Origin of the sequence: Desulfosarcina sp. (genome assembly GCF_046496365.1) — a bacterium.
Taxonomy (GTDB): Bacteria; Desulfobacterota; Desulfobacteria; order Desulfobacterales; family Desulfosarcinaceae; genus Desulfosarcina.
This window is the reverse complement of record NZ_JAWOHB010000058.1, coordinates 1-17554: the sequence shown is the minus strand read 5'-3', so window position 1 is coordinate 17554 and position 17554 is coordinate 1. Positions and strand designations below refer to the sequence as shown.

Below are 17554 nucleotides of genomic sequence, written 5' to 3'. Positions count from 1 at the left end.
GGAGAACCTCAGTTTAATGCATCGGGACGGCTTCCACAAGTTTCATCACCAGCGTGTAGGCGGGCTTTCCAGCAGCCTCGAGCGTCAGCTGCGGTGAAAACCCGCTTGGGTCGATCGCATCGCCAACCACGGTCTTCAAGGGGTCGTACTGCTGAATTCGCCAGCTTCCATCGGCCGCATTGATCACATCGATAAACCGGTTATCGTCTGATCGGTAGCGGCATCCCACGGCGCCGTCCGCAAAGTTTCCGGCAGCCTGCATCTGGCCTGCAGGCGCAAGAAAAATGAGCCGGATGTCTCGCATCACACCCGCGGCGAATTCTGGGTTGTCGAATGGTCCGAAGGCGCGCTTGACCGATACATCGCCATCGTCCACAGCTTCGAAAAGCACGAACCCTTCAAGGGTCATCAGTACACAATGAACCTGTGAATCAGCTGTGGACAGGATGATCACGCCGGTCAGTGCGGCCTGATGGCCATGATGAAGGCGGGCATGGATGGTATGCACCAGCTGCCAGCGGCCGACTGGGTAGATGGATCGGCAACCGGTTTCGATGCGGAATTGAAGGTCGGCATCCACCGGCTGAATGGGCGGAATCGGGGCACAGGCAATCAGCAGCAGTATGACCACCAACGACATCAGCTTCATTGCGCTTCATGAAAAAGACGGTCATCCAGAGCCGGATTGACCTGTGCGTTGCTGAACACCATGCGGGTGAATGCAGCGTCGCTTTCGAAAATCATCACCTGCCTGATCACCCCCGGCCGGTCGGACATCAGCAACTCGATCCGCTGGATGAACCGGGCCATCCCCGGATCCTTTGGCACCAGCAGGATTGAATTGATGCCATTGAGGCTGGCGTCGAAAAGCGGATTGTCCTGAAAGCGGCCAGCCAGCCAGCCGCTGATTTCCGGCATAACGAGCTGCATGGCCTGCAGGCGGACACTGGCATCTTCAACCAGTCCATCGTCGGACTGAACAAAGCGCCTGGCATTACCGTCTTGCAGAAGCAGGACGCTTTTCACCGGTGACGTGTATTCCCATCGCAGCGCATTGGAACGCCGGTATAAAAGGCGTCCTTCGGATACGAGCGGTTTGGCCAGAATCGGCAGGTGCTTCTCTTGAATGAAGTCGGCGCTGATGCTGTCTACGCCGCTGGCGGCAGCACGGATGCTTTCCCAGGAGTCCGCCCAGCCCAGGCACAAAGCGGCGACCATCACCAGGGCGGCGCCCAGGCAGCGGACGCCAAAGCGTTTCACCCGCACAGCAGAAGGATTGCATACGCAATGATTATTGATGAAAACCATCCATCTCAATGTAAATCCAATCGCAAGGGGGGACACCTAACACATGCCGCCATTGACGCCGATTACTTGACCGCTGATATAGGATGCATCCTCCGAGCAGAGAAACCGCACCACCCGGGCCACTTCCTCGGGCTTGCCCACCCGGGCCATGGGAATCATGGCCTTGATATGGGTCAACGGCAGGTCTTTGATCATGTCGGTTTCGATCAGCCCCGGCGCCACCACATTAACCCGGATGCCCAGCCGGGCGACCTCGGCTGCCAGGCTGCGGCTGGCACCGATAAGGCCGGCCTTGGCTGCGCTGTAATTGGCCTGGCCCCGATTGGCCATCAGACCGGACACCGAGGCAATCGAGACCACATTGCCCCGGCGCTGGCGAATCATTTTTTCGATGATCGGCCGGGTGACATTGTAGAAGCCGTCCAGGGTCGTGTCCACCACTTTTTTCCAATTTTCGCGGGACATCATCAGGAAGAGCCCGTCAGCGGCAACGCCGGCATTGTTCACCAGCACATCCAGGGATTCCAGATCAGCCAGCAGGGTTTCAATGGCCTGCTGAGAGCCTGGCGCGTCACGCACATCGAAGCCCAGAATCCGGCCGTCTCCGCCCAGGCGCCGCACTTGCGCCAAGGTGTCGGCGGCGCCCTCTTCATCTGAAAGATAATTGACCACCACGTCATGCCCGCAGCGGGCCATCTCCAGACAGATCGCCCTGCCGATGCCTTTGGAGCCGCCCGTCACCAGGGCAACGGGTCTTTTTTGCGCATCGTTCATTTTTCCTTCCTGTTCGCCATCGGTCAGTCGCCCGCCTCCACCACCTGAAGGGTCACCTCGGCAGCCAGCCGGCCGTTGATGGATGCGGTGCCAGTGATCTCACGCAGGTTGTCGAACGCAAACGCATTTCTAGTGGTCGTCGTCACCGGCTCACCGAGGACGATGGCTTCCACATGGAAGACCGCATTTTTAACGCCCACGAGCCATCCCCGGGTTTCCGAACCTTCGCCTCGCGCCTGCAGCCGTCTCAGACCGTTGTGGACACCGGCGGTCTGCGCCACCAGTTCCACCAGGATCAGTGGATTGACCACCCCTTTGTTGACAAGCGGCCAGTCCCGGCGGGCAATGGACAGCGTCGTTGCCTGTTCGGCATCCAGCGACAGGATCTCGCCCACCAACAGCATCCGGCCGCGATGGGGAAGCAGTGCTTGGGCGTTCAGGCGGACGTGATTTGGATCGACAGTCGACATGGTGCGCAAAAAGGCTTGAAAAGGATGTTAATCAATATATAGTATGTCGTTTTTTTAGGTGGCAGGATATACCACGAAAGCATCAGGCCTGTAAAGGAAATGCCCCATGGATGAATTGATAGATGAATTGCGTGAGAAAATTGTCGCGGCCCTCAATCTTCAGGACGTCGCACCGCAAACGATCGATCCGGACGAACACCTGGTGGGTGGGCGGCTGGGTATCGACTCCATCGACGTACTGGAGATGGTGATGCTGGTGGAAAAGGATTACGGACTGGCCATCGACAATCGCGAGCTGGGCGCCCGGGTATTCGCTTCGGTACGGGCACTGGCCGACTTCATCAATGACCCGACTTCACGGACAGTCAATTAGATTCCATGCCGTCTGTTTCTTTGATGGTTTGACGATATTGCAATGAAGATCCTGCTGATTTCCGCGAACACACTCAAAGCGCCCTATCCGGTTTATCCCATCGGCCTGGATCACGTGGCCGCATCCATCCATGGCAGACACCAGGTCCACATCGCAGACCTCAACGTCCTGGACGGTCCGGGTGTGCTGGCCGACCGCATCCGTGAATGTGATCCGCACCTAATCGGGATCTCCCTGCGTAATATCGACAACACCGACACCTCCGATCCCGTCGGATTCATCGGCGGCTATCGGGCGGTGATGACGACCGTGCGTCAGGCGTCCCATGCGCCGGTGGTGCTTGGAGGAAGCGGGTTCACCTTGTTTCCCGGACGGATTTTGGGGGAGCTGGGGGCGGATTTCGGCATCGTGGGTGAGGGCGAGCGATTGAATGGTTTGATCGATGCGCTGGAAGCCGGTCAGCACCCAAAGGGTCTGCCCGGCGTAATCACACCCGCTGAGGAAGAAATTCCTTTCCCGGCTCCCTGGACCGGTGAACGCAGACCGCGTTTGGAGCATCTTTCGGCGCACCAGCGCTGGTACCTCGCCCACGGCGGCATACTGAACCTGCAGACCAAACGGGGGTGCCCTTTCGGGTGCATCTACTGCACCTACCCGCTTATCGAGGGACGCAAACTGCGACGGGTGGCACCGCGTGATGCGGCAAGAACAGCCCTGGCCCTGGAAGCTAAAGGGGCCCGTTACCTGTATATCACCGATTCCTCGTTCAATGCCGACATCGATCACTCGCTGGAAGTGGCCGGGGCATTCATACGCGCCGGCCTGACCATTCCCTGGGGGGCATTTTTCACCCCTTTGCCCATGCCCGACGGATACTTCGAAACATTGGCCCAAGCGGGTTTGAAGCATGTGGAGTTCGGCACCGATTCCCTGTCCGATAAGGTTCTGCGGTCCTACGGCAAGCCCTTCACGGTCGACCAGGTATTGGCCGTCCACGAGGCGGCGCTGGCGGCCGGCCGTCACGTGGCCCATTACTTTTTGCTGGGTGGACCCGGCGAAACCCGGCAGACCCTCGAAGAGACCCTGACCCAGATTGACACGCTTCGTAAAGCGGTTCTATTTTTTTTCTGCGGAATGCGGGTTTATCCCCACACCGCGCTGTTTCATCAGTGTGCTGAAAAAGGGTATCTCGACGCGCAAAGGGATCTGCTCGCACCGGTTTTTTTCAACGGCGGCAACATGGGTGACGACGAAATCCTGCAGCGGGTCAACGAAAAAGCAGCCGGCCGTGCCAATTGGGTGGTTGGTTCAGGCGGCCGGGAAACCGCCGCCACCATCGCGCGCATGTATCAAAAGGGGTTTTCAGGCCCGTTGTGGGAGCACCTGATCCGCTGAGCCCCCTGTCGGTCGGACAGTTTTATACGCTTTCAAAAGCAGGTTAGAAAAACCAATGACAATGTGGTATGAACGGTCGCTTGACAAGCAGATGACAGATGGGGAAATGGTGGCCCATGTGCGGGTTCCGGCGGGCTCACCCTGGTTTGACGGTCATTTCCCCGAAGCGCCGGTGCTCCCGGGAGTTGCCCAACTGGGCATGGTCCACGACCTGTTGTGCCGGGCGCTGGATCAGACGTCGCCGGTCGCGCAGGTAAGCCGGGTGCGCTTCAAGCGGATGATCCGCCCCGATCAGGCCCTGATCCTGACGATAAAGACCGGCGCTGTAAACAGCAGCCACAGCTTCCGTATCAGCGGTGATGAGGGCCTGATTTGCAGCGGTCTGATCCGGCTGCGTGCAGACAAACAGTAGAACCTGTCCCTGAAACAGGGATGTGCACCTATTTCGGTTTTTTAAAGGAGACTGACAAACATGGCCATGGAAACTGATACAATCATCCTGCGCATCGCAAAGATCATGATTGATGAACTCAAACTGGAAGATATCACCGCCGACACGTTCGATCCGGATATCGATCTGGTTGATGAGGTGGGCATCGACAGCATGGATCTGGCCACCGTGGCCCTGGTCCTGCGCGATGAATATTCGGTTCGGATTGACGAGGACGATTACCCCAAACTTACCACCGTGCGGTTGATCGGGGAATATATCCACAAGAAACTGGCCGCATGACCGCCTTGCAGTGCCGATTGATAACCGGACCTGAATGTTAAGTTAATCGCGCGTGGATTCATTTCGGAGAGCAGCACCAACCATGGACGGGACACAAACCTGGAAATTTTCGGACCTGATCGCGGATCCCGAGGTCAACGCGCGCTGGGAGAAGGTGCGCAAGTACTTCTTCCTGCGCGAATCCACTTACGACATGACCCGGCGATGCAACATCCGCTGCAACGGCTGTTACTACTACGAAGGGGAAAAACAGAACACGCGGGACAATTCAAATCCGGAAGACTGGCGACGGCTGATGCGTGCCGAGAAAGACCGGGGCATTACCTTTGTGGTGCTGGCCGGCGCAGAACCCTCCCTGGTGGCGGAACTGTGCCAGGCCTGCTACGATGAGATCCCTTCAGGATGCATCGCCACCAACGGTCTCAAGCGGATTCCCGAATCTGTCGGCTACCGCATTCATCTTTCCGTGTGGGGCAACGACGCCTCCAGCCAGAAAACCCGCAATGCAAAAGGTATGCTGGCCCGCCAGCTGAATAATTATGCCGGCGATCCGCGGGCGGCCTTCGTCTACACCTTTACCCGTCACAACATCGACCAGGCCGAGGAGGTGGTCCGGATGCTGGCCGACCACGGGGCCACGCTGACGTTCAACATGTTCAGTGCGCCGGTGGGTTACACCGGCAACCTTCGCCACACACCCCTGAGTTTGGCCGACACCCGGCGAACCATGCTTGATCTGTTGAGAAAATACCCGCAAACGGTCCTGTTCTCCTGGTACAGTGCCATGGTCCACACCCACGAAAAAGGGCTCCACGACCTGTTCGGATGCCCCTATCCCCGCCAGAATCCAAGCACGGATGTGGGCCTGGGCCGTTCCTTTCGCCAATACCGCACAGACCTGACCTGGAACCGCGACGCGGCCTGCTGCGTGCCGGATACGAACTGCGCGGACTGCCGGCACTACGCAGCGGCCAGCGCCGTGGTCACCGCCCGGCTGTTCCGCCACGCCATTGATCCTGGCACCTTTAAATCATGGCTGGATTTTGTCGACACCTACCTGGCCGTGTGGGTCAACGGTTATGCAAAAGGCAAGAACCTGTGCAACCAGACTGTTCCTCCCCCCGGTGTGGAACTGACTGCCAATTGAAGGACCTTTTCTATGAAAACCGTCAGCTCGCTGCTGGACGACCAATGGTACGCCCGGTATAAACGCATTTCCAGACTCAACATCCGCAGCTCGATCTACGATGTGACCAATCGCTGCAACCTGCGCTGCAAGGGCTGCTTTTTTTTCTCCTCCGGTGAACACGAGGCAGCCAGGGAAGAGATGGACCTCACCCGCTGGGAAGCCTTCGTGGACAAGGAGACGACCCGCGGGGTCAACCTGGCCATTCTCATCGGCGGCGAACCGACCCTGTGCATGGACCGGGTGGAAGCGTTCTACAGGCGCCTGCCTACCTTCTGTGCCACCAACGGCATCATCAAGGTGTCCCGGGACCGTTTCCCTGACATGATGCTGGGCATCAGCCTCTGGGGTGACGAGGCGGATGAAAAAGTACTGCGCGGGAAAGACGCCTTTTCGATATCCAGCCGTAATTATGCGGGAGACCCGCACGCCTACTACCTGTATACAATCACCCCCAAACAGCTGGGCAAGACCGAACGGATAATCAAAAAAATTCGGGACGCGGGCCTTAAGGTCCACATGCAGCTGCTTTCCAACGACGAAGGGGTTGACGGGTTCCACTGGCAGCCCCAGGAGTTGACCCGGATCCGCTTTGAAATGGACCAAGTGCTGGATCGCTATCCGGAAACGGTGATCTCCTCGAGATACTATCACGAGATCATCACCACGGGTAAAATGCTGGGGCGTCCCTTCGGCTGGATGGAATGCCCATCGGTAACCGACCCATTGGACCAGCGCAACCCCAAACCCCGGCGGCTGACCAATTTCATCCGCTGGGCGTCGGACCTTGAGACCATGCATCGCTGTTGCACCTCGGAAACGCGGGACTGCAGCACCTGTAAAGACGGCGCGGCCCACATGAGTTGGGTGATGGTTAACAAACGCGCACACATGCAAAGCACCCGGGATCTTCAGAATTGGATCGAAATCTACGAAATGTTTGCCAAACTCTACCAATTTATTCCCTGGTGATGGTCCTTCTGCAAGGCCGCATCACTGCCTGTGGTCATGCGCACCTGCTCAACCATTGAGCAACTGTTAAATCAGGTTGAAGTCATGTTCAGCGACCCCGTGGTCATTCTCGGTTATGATGCGATCTCTCCCCTGGGGATCGATCTCGAAGATCAGTGGCAGCGCGCCCTGGCCGGCACAAGCGGCATCGGTCCGTTGACCCGCTTTCCTTTGATGGACGGATTTCCCGTGCGCATCGCCGGACAGACGCCGGATATCGATCACCTGCCCTGCGATTTTTTGAAACCCCGCGAAAAGGCCCGCTGGCCTTCACCAATTTTCAAATACGCCCTGTTGACAGTCTCCCGGGCATTGGAGAAAAGCGGCATCGCGATCTCGCCGGATCTCGCCCCGCGCACCGCCGTCACCTTCAGCAGCGCCATCGGTGGTCTTGATACCCTGCTGGACGCGGATCGAAGCCTGATGGGCCGGAACAAGCTGCCGCCGCCATTCGTCAATCCCAACGCCTGCATCAACATGGTCGGCGGCAAGATTTCCATGTACACCGGTGCCACGGGCCCCATCAGCGCCACGATCACGGCCTGCGCCACGGGGGTCACCTCCATGATCGTAGGTGCCATGCTGATCAACGACGGCCGCGCTGACGCAGCCATCTGCGGGGCGGTGGATTTCCCCCTGACCGAACCCATCGTGGCCGGCTTCGGCACCATGGGCGGTGCGTTCATACCCAAAGAGGGTGAAACCGAGGAGCCGCCCCAACAGGCCAGTCGGCCCTTTTCCCTCAATCGGCGGGGATTCGTGGTATCCGAAGGGGCAGGCTGCATCATCATTGCCAAAAAGTCCTTTGCGGCTGCCCACGGACTGGATTACGCCGCGGAAATCGCCGGCTGGGCCATGACCTCGGATGCCTTTCACCACGTGGCGCCGAATCTGGAAACGGTCCGGCGCTGCATCACCCAAAGCATCCAAGATGCCGGCATAACAGCAAACCTGATCAGCGCCGTCAACGCCCACGCCGCCTCCACGCGCCTGGGCGACCAGGTGGAAGCCGATGCCCTGCATCAGGTCTTCGGCAAGCGTGTGCCTCCGGTTACAGCCAACAAATCCATGCTTGGCCATGCCATGGGAGCGGCCAGCGCCATCGAGTCGATTTTAGCCCTCAAGGGGATGCAGACAGGCATGCTGCCCCCCACCATCAACTACACGCCGGATCCGGCCATCGGCCTAGACTGCGTGGTCGAAACCGGCCGGCAGGTGGACCAGGAATATGTGCTCAAAAATGCATTCGGGTTTGGCGGTTGCAATGCATGTATGGTATTCAAGCGGGGTGGAAATTGATGGACGAGACCTTATTTTCACCTGACAGCTGACACGCACTACCTGAAAAGCGGCAATTAAAAAAACCGGATAATTTCAGCATAGGATAACCAGGTCCCATGAAACCACCGTTAAACAGACGTGTGTTCGTAGTCGGGTACGATGCAGCCACCTGCCTGGGAAGCACCTTCGAAGCCACCTGGCAGCGGGCCGTGCGCGGAGAGGCCGGCTTCCGCCGGATCACCCGCTGCAAGACCTCCTCGCGCAGCAACGTGGTGGGGGAGATCCCGGACTGGACTCCCCGGGACCTGCCCTATATCGATAAGATGGACGGGCGCAACTGGAACGCGGACTACGTGCTGCTCACCATGGTGCTGTGCAAGCGGGCGCTGGACCACGCCGGTTTGCAAATCGATGCCGTGACTGGTCCCAGGACCGCCTGCCTGATGGGCTCGGCATTGAACGGCGCCGACGCCTACCGCATCGCCATGGACAGTTACGTCACGCAGGGGCCCACCAAGATCAGCCCTTATCTTTTGCCCAACCTGTGCGCCAATTTGCCGGCAGGCAAGGCAGGTATGCTGCTGGGGTTTACCGGCCCGATTTTTTCTCCCCAGGGGGCTTGTGCCTCGGGCAACCACGCCATCGGCATCGGCGCCCGCATGATCCGGGACGGCGAGTGCGACTTCGTCCTGGCCGGGGGGGTCGAAACCTGCCTGACTCCGGAGATCGTCCAGGGCTTTGCCAACATGTGGGCCACCATCAAGGTGGGACCCAACGACCGGGCCTTCGCCGATCCCACTCAGGCATCGCGGCCGTTTTCTGTGGATCGGCGGGGCATCGTGCTGGGCGAGGGGGGCGGCGTACTGGTCCTGGCCGCCGAAGCGGCCTTGAAACCATACCACCTGACCCCCAGGGCCGAGGTGCTGGGGGTCGGCTGGACCTCCGATGCCCATCATTTTACCCTGCCCAACCGCGAGACGATCGTGCGGGCAATTGCACAGGCCATCGACGACGCACAGATACGACCCGCGGAGATCGGCTACGTCAATGCCCACGGCACCTCCACCCAGAAAGGTGACGCCGTGGAGATCGAGAGCCTGCGTGAGGTGTTCGGCAGTTCGCTGGCGGCCATTCCAGTGTCGTCCAATAAATCCCAGATCGGCCACACGCTGGGTGCTGCCGCGGCCATCGAAGCCGCCCTGGCCATCGAAGGCATGCAGCAGGGTATCATCCTGCCCACGATCAACCACATTCCCGACCCCGAATTTGCCGACGTGGATGTGGTTCCCGACGCAGCCCGGCGCCATTCCCACACCACGCTCCTTTCCAACGCCTTCGGCTTCGGGGGAACCAACTGCTGCGTCGTCTTCCGGGGAGTTTGAGATGAAACCCAAGCCCTTTGTGCCGGAGCCCGTCAATGCGCACCCCCAGTATGTCAGGGACTGCATCGGCGGCATCGTCTGGCACCGCTGCGAGACCCGCACCCTGTATGCGGACACGGATCGCTCCCAGGTGGTCTATCACGCCAATTACCTGCGCTATTTCGAATTCGGACGAGCCACGCTGATGCGCGATGCCGCTTACCCGTATAAAGAGGTGGAAGCAAGCGGCTATGTTTACCCCATCATCAAGGTGGACATCGACTATTTCCGGCCCTTGTATTACGACGACGCCATGTGGGTGCATACCCGGCCGTCGGTTCTCGAGCGCGTGCGGCTTCAGTTCGACTATGTGATCACCCACCAGGCATCCGGTGATATCGTCTGCAAGGGATTCACCCGCCACTGTGCGGTCAACCTGGTGGGTACACCCGTGGAGGTGGATCCCAGAACCGTCCATCTGTGGGACATCTTTCCAAAACCGTGAAGACAGAATTCTTTCCCATAACCCTTTCGCCGCCGCCTTTTTTTCAGGATCATCATGTCGACAACCGGCCTGTGCTTGCGGCGGTGGAAGCCATGCAACAACTCGTCGCGGACACGTGTGGTCGTTTCCCGGAAAAGGACGGCCGCCGGCTCGCGGACATACACTTCAACAAATTCCTCCACCTTGACACGCAACACCCGTTGACGGCTATCAATCAGGTAGCCCACGCTGGCGACGGATCACTTCGCGCCATACTGTCCACCCGTTTTACATCCCCCCAAGCAAAAATCTCCCGCACCGTGGAACACGTCTCGCTGGTAATCGGGCGCGATGATCCGTCAGTGCCTGAAACGCCCCTGGATGCAGCCGCAGCCCTCAGCGGTGTCTGCACCGCCGTGGACCCGGATCGCATCTACCGCGAACTGGTCCCCTTCGGCCCGGCCTACCGCAACATCTGTGAAACGCTGTTGCTTTCGACGGACGGCGCCCTGGCACGCGTGCGTTCACCCCGGCCGCCCGACCCGCGCAGTGACCTTTGCCTGGGATCCCCGTATGTGCTGGATGCAGCCTTTCATGCAGCCTGCGTCTGGTGCCAGCGCTTTTGCGGCATCGTGGCCTTTCCCGTTTATATGCACCGGCGCACCATCATCCAACCCACTCGCATGAACGAGGTCTACACGGTTCGGGTGGTGCCGGTACAGACCGGCAATGCGCCTTTCGTGTTCGACATCTTCGTTTACGACGACACCGGCGCATTGCGTGAATCTGCCAGCGGCGTCCATATGCGTGACGTCAGCGGCGGCCGTGTTGTCCCACCACAAGGATTCCGGCAGACAACGCCCGCAGACACCCTGACCGCTTTTCACAGCCGCGTGTCGGCAATGGTCGTGCTGGAACGCAGGGCCGTGGCGGATTTTGCCGCAGCCGCACTATCCGGAAACGAAACTCAGCGTCTGACACCCATGGCCCCGGACCGGGCGAAGGGATATCTGTCCGCCCGACTGGCCCTCAAACGACTCAGCCGCAGGCTTTCAGGCGACGGCGACCGCCGGCAATCCCGGGAGATTGAAACCGTCGCAGTAAACGACCCCTCTCCCCGCTGTCCGCTGGCCGACGGAACCCTGCCCTTTTGCGCGGTTTCCCACGACCGGCGCTTCACCATCGCCGTAGCCGCCGATCGACCGGTAGGGGTAGATGTGGAGCCGCTGTCGGAAAAGCCGCTAAACGCAATCCACCTGTACATGGGCGGCGATGAACAGGCCGTGGTCCGCCGCTCGAGCCTGGGACTGGCAGAAGCGGCTCTGCGGGTTTGGAGCACCAAGGAAGCGGCGGCCAAGGCCCTGGGAATCAATCTGGCAGAATCCTGGGCCACCCTTCGGGTGATTGACGTGGCCGCGGCATCAAGCCAATTGGTAACGACCGGCGGAAAACAACTGACCGCGATTCATGCACCCATTGATGAACACCTGTTCACCTTGCTGAATGCCGATGGTCTGCCATGACCGGCCTGCCGATGTCTGTTTTGCTGTTTTCAGCCGTCTACGTGGCCGGTTCGGTGAATTTCTCCATCCTGGTGTTTCGAATCACCGGGCGCGACGATCCGCGGCACCACGGCAGCGGCAATCCCGGTGCCACCAATGTCTATCGTCAGGCCGGCATCGGCTGGGCGCTGATGGTCCTGCTCCTGGACATAGGGCGGGCGGTTGCCGTGGCCCTGGTGGCCAGCACGCTGCTGCCCTTGTGGCAGGTGCCCTGGATCGGATTCGCGCTGATCCTGGGCAACCGATTCCCCTGCTTTCACGGATTCAAGGGAGGCAAGGGGGTAGCCAACTATTTAGGTTTCACGGCCGTCAGCGCACCGGCATGGGCGGCCCTCGGCGTCCTCGCCTGGGGAGCGGCGCACCTGATGTGGCGCACGCCTTTTCTATCATCCTTTGCCATGGTGGCGGTGCTGGCTGCCGGGACAGCGATTGTCCAGGACGGCGCGTGGGTGGGAATTTTCGGCGTGGTGCTGACCGCCGTGTTCATCGCAGCGTGTCACCACGGCAATATCCGGGAGCGATGGGGCGGCCGACGGTGATGGCCGCCACACAGGCAATTAGACGATCTGAATGCAAATGAAAGCACCCATCAACATTTTTGCAATGCTGGCGGTAATGATCGCCGGCGCGGCCCTGTTCCTGATCGCCTTCCAGCGGATCACCATCGATACAGACATTGTCCAGTCCCTGCCCAGGAATGACCCGGTCATCGCCGACGGCATCCACATCTTCGAAAAAAATCCCATAAAGGATCAGATCGCCATCGATATCGGTTCCACAGCCAAGGATGATATCCCGCTGCTGGCTGCTGCGGAAAGGGTCGAAGCCCGGTTGCTGCAAAGCGGCCTGTTTGCCCAGGTGGGCACTCAGCCCATACAGCAAGGTCTGGCCGAGCTGGCCGACCAGGTCACCCAGCGCCTGCCGGTGCTGTTCACCGCCGGGGAGCTGCAGCGTCAGATTGCCCCCCTGTTGTCGGACGAGCGGATCCGACAGGCCCTGACCCAGGTTCGGGATGACCTTTACCAGATGGACGGCATCGGTCAGGCATCAACTGTGGCCGCCGACCCGCTGGGACTGCGGCACATCGTCCTGGAGCGGCTGACCGCCCTGAATCCCGTTCCCGGCGCGACCATCCGCCATGGCCGGATACGCTCCGCGGACCAGCACCATCTGCTTATCCTGGCCACTCCGGCCGGTTCCAGTACGGACACGACCGTGGCCCGATCCCTGGCCCGATTTTTTCAGGAACTGCAAACGGATCTGAAGCAGGATTTCGGCGAAGAAATCACCCTGACACCCAGCGGTGCGTTCAAGGCCGCTCTGGACAACGAGACCATCATCAGGCGGGATGTGCACCGGGCCGTCCTGTGGGCCACGCTGGGCATCAGCGTGCTGCTGCTGGCCGCCTTTTCCAATCCCGTGGTGGGACTCCTGGCCCTGCTGCCCGCCCTGGCTGGAACGGTACTGGCCTTTTTCGTTTTCTCCCTGGTCCATGACAGCATCTCCATCATGGTGCTGGGCTTCGGCGGCGCAATCATCTCCATCACTGTCGACCACGGCATCGCCTACATGCTTTTTGTGGACAAGGGCGGCAGGAACAGCGGAAAACAGGCTTCTGAGGAGGTCCGGGCCGTGGGTCTTTTGGCAGTGCTCACCTCCATCGGCGCCTTCGGTGTCCTGGCCTTCAGCGGTTTCACCGTCTTTGAACAGCTGGGGCAGTTCACGGCCATGGGTATCGGCTTTTCCTTCCTGTTCGTACACAGCGTCTTCCCCCGGATCCTGCGGGATCAACGCCCCGCTGCGGCGACCACCCGGCGGCGTCTATCCACGATCGTGAACCGTCTGGCATCGACCGGAAAATCCGGGCTGGCGCTAGCCCTGCTCACGGCGGCGCTTTTGGCCGTTTTCATCCGGCCCCATTTCAGTACCAACCTGAAAGCCATGAACAGCGTCAGCCGGGAGACGCGTTCAGCCGACGAGTTGATGACCCGTGTCTGGGGTGATATTTTTTCCAGTGTCTACCTGATGACCGAGGCGAATGACCTGAATTCACTGCAGGAAAAAAATGACCAGCTGCTGGCCCACCTGGAAACCGAAACCCATGCCGGCAGCATCCAGAAACCGGTGACGCCTTCCCGGTTCTTCCCGGGAAGCGACATCAGGAGGGAAAACTTCCGTGCATGGCGGCAGTTCTGGACCGAAGAACGCGTCCGGGAGGTATCCGGACGGTTCATCCGCCAAGGAGAATCCCTGGGATTCACCTACAGCGCCTTTGCCCCGTTTCTGCATAAGCTCGCTGGCGACCCGCCCGACTTAACGGGCATCCCGGAAAGGGTGCTGCCGCTGCTGGGCATCTCCAAAGACAAAGCCGACGGCCAGTGGCGCCAGGTCACCCGGATCACAGCACGCGAAGGGTTCGACAGCCAGCGTTTTTACAGCCGGATGTCCAGCATCTGCTTTGTTTTCGACCCGGCCCTATTTTCTGAACGCATGGGACAACTGCTGTTCGGCACGTTCTTCAAAATGCTGCTGATCATCGGGGTCAGCCTGATCTTACTGCTGGTGGTTTTCTTCGCCGATGCGGGTCTGCTTTTTACCGCCCTGCTGCCAATGGCCTTCGCCTTTGTCTGCACCCTGGGCACATTGGGTGTCATGGGCCGTCCCCTGGACATTCCGGCCTTGATGCTGTCGGTGATCATCCTGGGCATGGGCGTCGACTACACCCTCTTCATGGTGCGGGGCTACCAGCGCTACCAGCGCTTCGACCATCCCCATTTTGCGTTGGTGCGAACGGCGATTTGCATGGCTGCCGCATCGACATTGGTCGGTTTTGCCGTCTTGCTGGTCGCCGACCACAACCTGCTGAAAAGCGCCGGATTGATCTCCTTTTTCGGCATCGGTTATTGCCTGGTCGGCGCCCTGTTGATTCTGCCGCCGCTGCTGAAACGGCGCTTCGAAAGTCTGCCCGCGGAGACCGGCGGCATCGCCTGGCGTTATCGCAATATGGAACCCTACCCGCGCATGTTCGCCCAGTTAAAAGAGCGTCTGGACCCGCTCTTTGATGAGATCGCGACGCTGGTGCCGAAAAAAACCGACATCGTCAACATCCTGGATGTGGGCTGCGGATATGGGGTCCCGGCCTGCTGGATGGCCGAACGTTACCCCGGCGCCACCATTTACGGCATCGATCCCGACCCCGAGCGGGTGCGTGTGGCCGCCCTGGCATTGGGAGATCGGGGACGCATCTGCATCGGATGGGCCCCCGACCTCCCACCCGTGGAAGTGCTGATCGATTTGGCAACCATGCTGGATGTGGCCCACTTTCTGAAACCGTGGGAGCTGGAAAAGACCCTGCAACGCATCCATGAGCGTATGCTTCCCGGCGGCTGCCTGATCATACGGTCGGTGATGCCCCCATCCTCGACCCCCCCCTGGACCTGGCATCTGGAGCGACTCAAACTCAAAATCAACGGCACCGCGACAAACTACCTGGACAAGGCGGCCATCAGCGCCATGCTTGACAAATGTGACTTCGAGATGCTTGCCAGCCGTCCCTCCGGCAAGCGCGGGGACATGCAGTGGCATGTGGCCCGGCCCAAATAAGGCATCCATAACAGCCCGTCGGCGGACATCCATCAATTCCAGCCTTCCAAAACATAGGCGATTTTTCTTGATTGAGCGCCGCCATTGCCCAACTGGAACAATCAGAAAATCGGGGACCTATTTGAGCTTACCTATTCTTCAATCAGCAAAAGTGTAAAGGCGATCAATGACAAAATGGGGGTCGAACAAAGGCTTAAAGATCAAAATCAGGAATTAAATTCACATTTCAAGGTTTGACCCCGATACTCCAAAATCAGGAATTAAATTCACATTTCAAGGTTTGACCCCGATACTCTTCATAATATCTGGTTTGTACCCAGATTATCCCCGTAATCATCCAACCTTGTGTTTTTCCGGCACGATGGTAACATTTCCCGTAACGATACGATGCGGGTTCGAGTCACTGTTGCCTTCCTGTTCTGTTTGCGCCGCTGCTTATGACGTACTTTCCACTTTACCTTCTCTAAATGGTTTTAAAGCATTTTTTCGGCAGGGCGGCATACCATGAAACCAGGCACCCAGGACAAGGCGGAAGGCAAGTGGCACCAGGTGAAGGGTAAGATCAAGCAGGGCGTCGGAAAAACAGTCGGAAACCGCGACCTGGAAGCCGAAGGCCAGGCCGAAAATGTTGGCGGTAAAGTCCAGGAAAAGACCGGCGAGATCAAAAACGTCGGCGGGAAGTAAACACGAACGCCTGTCAACGGAATTTGAGGGCGTTAAAAAAAAGGAGGTCACCATGCTTTGGACCATATTTGTGATTCTACTGGTTTTGTGGGCGCTGGGACTGTTGACCGGCACCACGTTTGGCGGTGTCATCCACGCCCTGCTGGTCATCGCCATCATTGTGGTGGTGATCCAGGTGCTTCAGGGGCGAAAACGGGTGTGACCCGTCGGACAGAGGGAAGAGAAACGCAAAGAGAAGGGTGCAAGATTGCACCAACAACAAATCTCGATTCATCTATCTAAGGAGAAACAACATGAACACCATGAAGAAAGCCACAATTGCTTTTATCACGTCCGCAGCATTAGCCTTTGCCATGCCACTGTATGCCGCTGATAAGACTGGTATGAAATCCGACTCTCAACAGAAGGCAGGGACTCATCAGGGTATGAAATCTGACGCTCAACGGCAGGAAGGTTTAACTCAGCAGCAGACCGGTGAAATGCAGTCCGGTCACATGATAACTGCCGATAAGCTTCAAGGGATGACAGTCGTTTCCCAAGAGGGAAAAGCGATTGGTGAAATTGAAAAAATCACGATTGACAAGCAGTCCGGTGAAGTACAATTCGTCACTTTTTCCAGAGGCGGCATTCTCGGCATGGGCGGCAAAGAAGTTGCAGCTCCGCTGAGCGCGTTTGAATTTGGCGATGAAGAGGCCATATTGACCGTTGACCAGTCTAAGCTCGAAAATGTTCCGCAGCAGACAGCAGAGGCTACGGACAGTGACTACCAGCGCGACCTGGAGACCCACTATGGCGTGGCTCCAGCATGGAATAAAGGAGATTCGGGCGACACCCTCAAAAACCAGCAGGATCAAGACCCTACTAAACCAGGGAAAGTAGATACCCAGAACTAAGAATCTTTTTTATCTGCAAACGGCAGCGCTGCATCCGTGACGTTGCCGACTCATTCATTACCATGAGCAAAAGGGGTGCCCTCGGCGCCCCTTTTCGTTGTTCCTGGGCGCGGGTTTGTTCGCTTTCATCCAATCATACGCGCTGCTGGCTCCCATTTTGTTGTCCTTCCTTCTCAATATACTGGTTTCGCTCACAGTCAATCCATTGATTTCGTGGATACGATCTCTGACGGGTGGTCGAAAATTACCGGCGGGGCTGGTCGTGGGGGGGGTTGTCGCCGTCCTTGTCCTGACGGGATGGGCCTTTTTCGAGCCGATGAAGGAATCGGTCGCAAACCTCTCTGGGCCCAATCCTCAGCGCAGTGCCGGCACTGCTGCTGTCTCTCGGCGAAGGGGGCATGACCCCGCTGTGGGTCTTGCTCGCCTATCTTGCGGT

At 58.8% G+C, this 17554-nt stretch carries 19 protein-coding genes; 15 read left to right on the top strand and 4 right to left on the bottom strand.

Going from position 1 to position 17554, the window contains the following annotated elements; genetic code table 11:
- Positions 1-13: 13 nt before the first annotated feature.
- The 4 genes from R6V78_RS04615 to R6V78_RS04600 all read right to left on the bottom strand — a co-directional run bounded on the left by R6V78_RS04615 (position 14) and on the right by R6V78_RS04600 (position 2552).
- On the bottom strand, positions 14-649 hold the full coding sequence (locus R6V78_RS04615) for a hypothetical protein (RefSeq protein ID WP_410288161.1): 636 nt from the start codon (positions 647-649) through the stop codon (positions 14-16).
- Positions 646-1260 carry an outer membrane lipoprotein carrier protein LolA gene (locus R6V78_RS04610; protein WP_410288160.1) on the bottom strand — a complete coding sequence of 205 codons (615 nt, stop codon included), beginning with the start codon at positions 1258-1260 and terminating at the stop codon, positions 646-648. Before R6V78_RS04610 ends, R6V78_RS04615 begins: the two co-directional genes overlap by 4 nt.
- Before the next feature lie 84 nt (positions 1261-1344).
- Positions 1345-2082 carry a 3-oxoacyl-ACP reductase FabG gene (gene fabG / locus R6V78_RS04605; RefSeq protein ID WP_410288159.1) on the bottom strand — a complete coding sequence of 246 codons (738 nt, stop codon included), beginning with the start codon at positions 2080-2082 and terminating at the stop codon, positions 1345-1347.
- A gap of 23 nt (positions 2083-2105) precedes the next feature.
- Positions 2106-2552: a hypothetical protein gene (locus R6V78_RS04600; RefSeq protein WP_410288158.1), complete on the bottom strand. Its 447-nt coding sequence runs from the start codon at positions 2550-2552 to the stop codon at positions 2106-2108.
- Positions 2553-2658: 106 nt separating this feature from the next.
- Here R6V78_RS04600 and R6V78_RS04595 point away from each other — a divergent pair, with 106 nt between their 5' ends.
- The 15 genes from R6V78_RS04595 to R6V78_RS04525 all read left to right on the top strand — a co-directional run bounded on the left by R6V78_RS04595 (position 2659) and on the right by R6V78_RS04525 (position 17118).
- Entirely contained in the window at positions 2659-2925 is a 267-nt protein-coding gene (locus R6V78_RS04595) for a phosphopantetheine-binding protein (RefSeq protein ID WP_410288157.1), read from the top strand.
- Between the two features lie 42 nt (positions 2926-2967).
- Positions 2968-4320, top strand: coding sequence for a lipid biosynthesis B12-binding/radical SAM protein (locus R6V78_RS04590; protein ID WP_410288156.1), 1353 nt, complete (start codon positions 2968-2970; stop codon positions 4318-4320).
- Positions 4321-4375: 55 nt separating this feature from the next.
- A complete protein-coding gene (locus tag R6V78_RS04585; protein WP_410288155.1) occupies positions 4376-4732 on the top strand; it encodes a hypothetical protein in 357 nt (118 codons plus the stop codon).
- A gap of 60 nt (positions 4733-4792) precedes the next feature.
- A complete protein-coding gene (locus tag R6V78_RS04580; protein ID WP_410288154.1) occupies positions 4793-5053 on the top strand; it encodes an acyl carrier protein in 261 nt (86 codons plus the stop codon).
- Positions 5054-5135: 82 nt separating this feature from the next.
- Entirely contained in the window at positions 5136-6200 is a 1065-nt protein-coding gene (locus R6V78_RS04575) for a radical SAM protein (RefSeq protein ID WP_410288153.1), read from the top strand.
- Between the two features lie 12 nt (positions 6201-6212).
- Positions 6213-7211 carry a radical SAM protein gene (locus R6V78_RS04570; protein ID WP_410288152.1) on the top strand — a complete coding sequence of 333 codons (999 nt, stop codon included), beginning with the start codon at positions 6213-6215 and terminating at the stop codon, positions 7209-7211.
- 84 nt (positions 7212-7295) lie between these two features.
- Positions 7296-8549, top strand: coding sequence for a beta-ketoacyl-[acyl-carrier-protein] synthase family protein (locus tag R6V78_RS04565; RefSeq protein WP_410288151.1), 1254 nt, complete (start codon positions 7296-7298; stop codon positions 8547-8549).
- Between the two features lie 98 nt (positions 8550-8647).
- The gene (locus R6V78_RS04560) at positions 8648-9913 is read left to right on the top strand and encodes a beta-ketoacyl-[acyl-carrier-protein] synthase family protein (protein WP_410288150.1); all 1266 of its coding nucleotides are present in this window, start codon (positions 8648-8650) and stop codon (positions 9911-9913) included.
- 1 nt (position 9914) lies between these two features.
- Positions 9915-10397 carry an acyl-CoA thioesterase gene (locus R6V78_RS04555; protein WP_410288149.1) on the top strand — a complete coding sequence of 161 codons (483 nt, stop codon included), beginning with the start codon at positions 9915-9917 and terminating at the stop codon, positions 10395-10397.
- A 92-nt stretch (positions 10398-10489) separates the two neighbouring features.
- Entirely contained in the window at positions 10490-11899 is a 1410-nt protein-coding gene (locus tag R6V78_RS04550) for a polyketide synthase dehydratase domain-containing protein (protein ID WP_410288148.1), read from the top strand.
- Positions 11896-12477: a glycerol-3-phosphate acyltransferase gene (locus tag R6V78_RS04545; RefSeq protein ID WP_410288147.1), complete on the top strand. Its 582-nt coding sequence runs from the start codon at positions 11896-11898 to the stop codon at positions 12475-12477. The genes R6V78_RS04550 and R6V78_RS04545 overlap by 4 nt, the downstream gene beginning before the upstream one ends.
- Before the next feature lie 31 nt (positions 12478-12508).
- Positions 12509-15541, top strand: coding sequence for a methyltransferase domain-containing protein (locus R6V78_RS04540; protein ID WP_410288146.1), 3033 nt, complete (start codon positions 12509-12511; stop codon positions 15539-15541).
- Positions 15542-16090: 549 nt separating this feature from the next.
- Positions 16091-16225: a CsbD family protein gene (locus tag R6V78_RS04535; protein ID WP_410288145.1), complete on the top strand. Its 135-nt coding sequence runs from the start codon at positions 16091-16093 to the stop codon at positions 16223-16225.
- A gap of 52 nt (positions 16226-16277) precedes the next feature.
- Positions 16278-16427, top strand: coding sequence for a lmo0937 family membrane protein (locus R6V78_RS04530; protein ID WP_410288144.1), 150 nt, complete (start codon positions 16278-16280; stop codon positions 16425-16427).
- 91 nt (positions 16428-16518) lie between these two features.
- Entirely contained in the window at positions 16519-17118 is a 600-nt protein-coding gene (locus R6V78_RS04525) for a PRC-barrel domain-containing protein (RefSeq protein ID WP_410288143.1), read from the top strand.
- Positions 17119-17554 lie beyond the last annotated feature (436 nt).